A 5,323-nucleotide genomic window follows, 5' to 3' on the forward strand; every position below is an offset into this window, starting at 1 on the left:
TTATTATGCCCATAACAGCGCCATTTTTGTTAAACCGGGCAGTTATGTTACGCAGGGGCAAAAAATAGCCGAGGTTGGCCGTACAGGTTATAACGCTTATAAAAAACGCTCGCCAACACACCTGCATTTTTCGGGGTTTAAACTGGTAGACGGGATTCCTGTACCTTATAATCCTTATGAACAGCTAAAAAAAGCCAAAACATTATGAAAGCCCTGATCGCCTGCCTGCTGTTGCTTTTAAATATCAATATTACGCCTCCTGATAATGTTGTTAAGAGATTTGCCGTGCCGGCTGGCTATCATCGTATAACAACTGCACCCGGTAGTTTCGGGGCATGGTTACAGTCATTGCCCTTAAAACCGGCGGGCACACCAACTAAAACGTATAAAGGCGATATTGCCCGTACCGATGTTTATACCGCTGCGGTTATTGATATGAGTGTGGGTAACCAGGACCTGCAGCAATGTGCCGATGCCGTAATGCGCTTACGCGGCGAATACCTTTATCAGCAAAAAAAATACAGCGAAATCTCTTTCAACTTTACCAGTGGTTTTAAATGTGATTATGAGCATTATGCCAAAGGCTATCGCTACAAAAATGATCATTGGGTATTAAAAGCCCAACCCGATTATTCGTACAATACGTTTTTAAATTACATGAACCTGGTGTTCAGCTATGCGGGCACCCTATCCCTGCAAAAGGAGTTAAAAACGGCAACCAATTCCAACGATGTAAAACCCGGGGATGTGTTTATCCGCGGCGGTTCGCCAGGGCATTGTTTTATTGTACTTGATGTAGTGGAAAATGCCGCTCATCAAAAGCAATTTTTACTGGCGCAGAGCTTTATGCCGGCACAAAATATCCAGGTACTGCAATACGGTTCGCCCTGGTTTGCTATGGATCAACACAGCGGCATCATGTATGGAGAGCTTATCAGCAAAAATTACCTGAAGCGGTTTTAGGTAGATGGATGATTGATTTTGCCGGAAACCTAAAAAAATGTCATTGCGAGGAGCGGAATTGGCAAAAGCGCCGGGGCGACGTGGCAATCTCGTAGCTATAAAGGGCGGACATGCTTCCGTGCGATTGCTTCGTGCCTCACAATGACGTGGTGAGAGATTAACGTCCCTTTAGGGTCTCTCACAGAGGGCCCTGATGTATACGCCATTCAGATTCGCTGTTCTGCGCATATCTTGGTAGATGTTTAGAACGCGGTGAACCTCAGGGCCCTCTGCGAGTTTAAGTTAACCCGCAAAATTGCTTATCATTTAAACAGCAAGGCGTCGTGTGTTGCCCCTCTGGGGCAAAGGGTGTTCTATAACTTTACAAGCTACAAACCTTTTGCACCTCTGGTGCACCTGTTTCTGGGCAATTAATATCTGTTTATTAAACTGTAAAAATCCTCCAGAGGAGGAAAAGGTTTGTAGAAATAACATCGCACCCCTTACCCGAACCCCAGAGGGGTTCAACTCACGTACGTTCCCCAATTTGGCTATTGATTTTAGGGGTTAACTTAAATCTGCGAGAGACCCTGAGGGAACATGAGCAATCCCCTAATAGCAGAGAGGCTATGCCAATCCCCTTGTACAGTTCGCGATCGCTTCGTACCTTATAATGACGTGGCTATAAGTTATTGATTATCAATAGCATTTTTTAGCACGTCATCACATTTTTTTTCAGGATTTCCCTGATGGTTACTCGCAATGACGTGGTGGGAGATTACCTTTTCTCCACCCTATCATAAAATCCGCCAAAACTGTTCATTTTCACAGCATCTTCGTTGAAAAAATCACCAGGAAAACCTAATTCAATAGCACTAACTTCATTGAGCTTTTTGAAATGCTCAGGAGTTAATTTGGTGTCAATGGCTTTGAGGTTATCATTTAGCTGGTCAATTTTGGTTGCACCTACAATAGGGATACAGCTAAAATCACTGTCCATCATCCATTGCAAGGCAACGTGACTTTCGGATACACCCAGTTCTGCCGCTATTTCAACTACAGCTTCGGTAATAGTTTGAGCCCTGTTGTTACGGCGATTGCTTTCGGCTTTTACACGTCCCTGCTCGCCGCGAAGGTATTTACCTGTTAGTGCACCACCCGCTAACGGGGCCCATGGGGTAACGGTCATGCCGTAGTGTTTTGCCATCGGGATCAGTTCGCGCTCGGCTGTGCGGGCCAGCAGACTGTACTCCACCTGTAAAGCAATGAACTGGCTCCAGCCCATCAGCTCGGCAAGGGTATTCCCTTTTGATACCACCCAGGCCGGTGTATCGCTAATAGCAGCATAGGTTACTTTACCTTGTTTTATCAGATCGTCCAACCCGCGCAATACCTCATCAATGGGGGTAATATTATCCCAGATGTGCAGGTACAACACATCAATAAAATCGGTTTTAAGTCTTTTAAGACTTTCCTCCACACTCCGCATCATGTTTTTGCGGTTATTGCCAGATGCATTGGGGTTGGTGGTATTATCTTTTAAAGTGTATTTGGTGGCCAGCACAAAATAATCGCGGTCGTGATTGCCCAGGTATTCGCCGATAATCTTTTCACTGGTGCCCAATTTGTATACGTTAGCCGTGTCAATAAAATTGCCGCCTGCATTGGCAAAGGCATCCATTATGGCAAAGCTGGCATCCTTTTCGGCCCCCCAACCGCCTTCGGTACCGAAGCCCATAGCGCCCAGGCATAGTTCAGAAACCTTGAGGCCTGAGCGGCCTAATAATTTGTAGTTCATATGTAGTGATGTTTTATTTAAAAATATGTCATTGACATAAGCAAGGAGCTTTCCCAAACAATCCCTCCCTCAACTTTGTACTATTTAATACATCGCTAATATACCAAATTATGAAAATCATCACCCTTCATACGGATACCGACGTTAACCAATTATACCTGCTGCTCCACGAAAAACTTAACCCCCTATTTCATAAACAACGACAAAGCGAACTCAATTTCACAATTGAACGCAAAGGCGAATCTGTGGAAATTTCACTTCCGTCTATTTATGAAGGCGCACTTTTCAGTATTGTTATCAATAGGCATGAACTTTGGATCACCCGCAATGAGCATTATGTTGATGATGTAAATTCACTTACTGTTGAATCCATCCTCAATGATCTGTTTAGTAATATCTCGGGGAATTTGGGGACGGACCTGGTACAGGAGGGGTAAATTTAAAAATGTCGCATAGTTGACTCACCCGGTCTACGCTTCACTGGATCACCCTCTCTATCCTTCGGATAAAGAGGGCAAGAAACTATTTAATTGTTTTAAAATGTAGAGACGCATCACATGCGTCTCCCGCATGCAAATTCTTGGCGTTAACGATTACGAAGTCGCTTGTCCTATGGGAGACGCATGTGATGCGCCTCTACATAAAAACATCTCAAACAAAACAGCCTCTGAGAAAAATTAAAATCCCCTTTTTGCGCTTGCGCAGAGAGGGGTGACGAGCGAAGCGACGTCAGGGTGAGTCAACACGTTGAAAGGTCAGCACTTTACAATACCCAATTTCCGCCAAATATTTTTTAGCTTTAACAGAAAAACATCCCTATGCCTAAAATTTACAGCCGGATCATCCTTTTTCTGTTTGCTGCATTTACCGTACAGGCACAAAAACTCCCGAATAAAAATGGTGAACCGGTGATCATTAACCGGGATACCCTGTTTAAATTTTATGCCTCGCAGGGATTATTTGATCCTAAAGAACGTGCTGGGATTGTTACCAAACGTATTGAGGCGCTGATGAGCCGGATAGATTTTAACCCGGACTCCTTAACCCTTAAAAACGACACTTCCATATCAATAATAACCTACAACGGCCAAATGATCATGGGCGTTAATAATATTGATGCCTCCTACTCCGAGCTGAACCGACCGCAACTGGCGGCAAGTTATCTATCCATATTAAAAAACAAACTGGGCAACGTTTTTGAAAGCAATAGCCCCAAACAGCTGATCGCCAACGTGCTTGAAGCCGTTGCGGTTATTATTTTATTGATTTTACTGATTTGGGTGGTTAACAAAGGTTTCAGGTGGATAAAACTAAAAATCATACAGGGCTGGGAACGCCGTGTTGAAAAGCTGGCAGACAAAGGGGCACCGGTGGCCTACGCCTCGCGATTGCTTCCATTTATCAGCGGACTCATCAATATTGTGCGACTGCTCATCATCCTGTTGCTGGTTTACCTGGCTTTGCCGGTGTTGTTTTATATTTTCCCTTCGTCGCAGTCTATTGCCACACAGCTTATCGGCTTTGTGGTTGATCCGTTGAAAAGCATCCTGTTGGCAATTGTTCACTTTATACCCAACCTGCTTACCATAACGGTTATTTATTTGGTTACCCGGTACATTGTAAAACTGGTAAAATTTATTGCTACCGAAATTTCCAACGGAGCTATCACCCTGAAAGGTTTTTATCCTGAATGGGCTATCCCAACTTACAACATTATCCGTGTGCTGATGTACGCTTTTATGTTTGTTGTGATATTTCCTTACCTGCCGGGCTCACAGTCCAAAGTGTTTCAGGGAGTAACTGTCTTTATCGGGGTGCTGTTTTCGCTGGGGTCGTCATCGGCCATATCTAATATGGTGTCGGGCATTGTGCTTACCTATATGCGCCCCTTTAAAATTGGCGACCGGATAAAAGTTGGCGAAGTTATGGGCGATGTAATTGAGAAAAACCTGCTGGTTACCCGTGTACGTACCATTAAAAACGAAGATGTAACGGTACCCAATGCCTCTATTTTAAGCGGCGCTACTATTAACTATACCTCATCATCAAAAACATTAGGGTTGATCCTGAACACCAGTGTTACCATTGGTTACGATGCCCCATGGCAAACCATTCATAACCTGCTCATCAGCGCAGCAGAGGCAACAGATGGAATCCTTGCCGATCCTAAACCTTTTGTGCTGCAAACTGCTTTGAACGATTTTAACGTAAGCTACCAGATAAACGCCTATACCGATAAGCCCGGCAAAATGGCTGTGATCTATTCGGCATTATATCAAAACATACAGGATAAGTTTAATGAAGCAGGCATGGAGATCATGTCGCCGCATTTTACAGCTGTGCGCGATGGAAGTCATATCCAGATCCCCGAAAATTATGTAGCCGAAGGGTACAAAAAGCCGGGGTATAAAATACAGAAGGATAGCTAAAAGCTGAAGGCTATAAAAAGGAGCTCAAAGCAAAAAGCTTAAGGCCAAAAGCTACGAAAAAGAAGCATTAAACGAAGAAGCTGTTTAAAAATGAAAGAAAATATTTTTGTAGAGACGCATAATTGCGTCTCCCGAAGGACAAGCCGATTCAAAA

The 5,323-nt window shown here is 44.0% G+C and carries 5 protein-coding genes; 4 read left to right on the forward strand and 1 reads right to left on the reverse strand.

The features are described from left to right. Together VF500_RS29415 and VF500_RS29420 are read left to right on the forward strand one after the other, a co-directional pair. The coding region (locus VF500_RS29415) for a M23 family metallopeptidase (protein WP_330863069.1) at window positions 1–208 on the forward strand (208 nt) is incomplete at its 5' end. Continuing rightward, window positions 205–963, forward strand: coding sequence for a DUF4846 domain-containing protein (locus VF500_RS29420; RefSeq protein WP_330863070.1), 759 nt, complete (start codon window positions 205–207; stop codon window positions 961–963). The genes VF500_RS29415 and VF500_RS29420, both read left to right, overlap by 4 nt. A 757-nt stretch (window positions 964–1,720) precedes the next feature. Here the strand turns inward: VF500_RS29420 and VF500_RS29425 are convergent. Beyond that, complete coding sequence (locus VF500_RS29425) at window positions 1,721–2,740, reverse strand: aldo/keto reductase (protein WP_330863071.1); 1,020 nt, start codon at window positions 2,738–2,740, stop codon at window positions 1,721–1,723. Window positions 2,741–2,850: 110 nt separating this feature from the next. On the opposite strand from VF500_RS29425, the gene VF500_RS29430 reads away from it, so the two are divergent. Then, complete coding sequence (locus tag VF500_RS29430; RefSeq protein WP_330863073.1) at window positions 2,851–3,177, forward strand: hypothetical protein; 327 nt, start codon at window positions 2,851–2,853, stop codon at window positions 3,175–3,177. A 381-nt stretch (window positions 3,178–3,558) separates the two neighbouring features. Further along, window positions 3,559–5,169 (forward strand): mechanosensitive ion channel family protein, encoded by a 1,611-nt coding sequence (locus VF500_RS29435; protein ID WP_330863074.1) that lies wholly within the window; start codon window positions 3,559–3,561, stop codon window positions 5,167–5,169. Window positions 5,170–5,323: the final 154 nt, after the last annotated feature.

Source organism: Mucilaginibacter sp., assembly GCF_036383575.1.
Classification (GTDB): domain Bacteria; phylum Bacteroidota; class Bacteroidia; order Sphingobacteriales; family Sphingobacteriaceae; genus Mucilaginibacter.